This window comes from Pseudomonas sp. 2822-17, from assembly GCF_002742485.1.
Taxonomy (GTDB): Bacteria; Pseudomonadota; Gammaproteobacteria; order Pseudomonadales; family Pseudomonadaceae; genus Aquipseudomonas; species Aquipseudomonas cyclaminis.
Map to the genome: position 1 here is coordinate 1 of NZ_LJRZ01000341.1, position 288 is coordinate 288.

The 288-nt window shown below is 39.6% G+C and carries 1 protein-coding gene; it reads left to right on the forward strand.

From position 1 onward, the window contains the following. Window positions 1-27: 27 nt before the first annotated feature. Window positions 28-288: HAD family hydrolase (locus AOA60_RS08400; RefSeq protein ID WP_218240597.1), on the forward strand; the 261-nt coding region annotated here is incomplete at its 3' end.

Sequence of the window (288 nt, forward strand, 5' to 3'; positions counted from 1 at the left end):
AAATATGAGTCCTATGGGGGGATTTACTTGTCTACAGTTAATGTGGATGGGATGAGGGAACATGCTTATGATGTCATTCGGGAGAGTGTCAATAAAGGTTTTGCTGTTCAAAAGGTGTTAGATCTTCTAGGGTTTAAAAAAGAAGATGCAATTGCCTTTGGTGATGGAATGAATGATAACGAAATGTTGTCCTTAGTAGGAAATGGTTTTGCGATGGGGAATGCGCACCCTGATTTATTACCATATGCAAACAGGGAAACGACAAGTGTAACGAACTCTGGTATATTC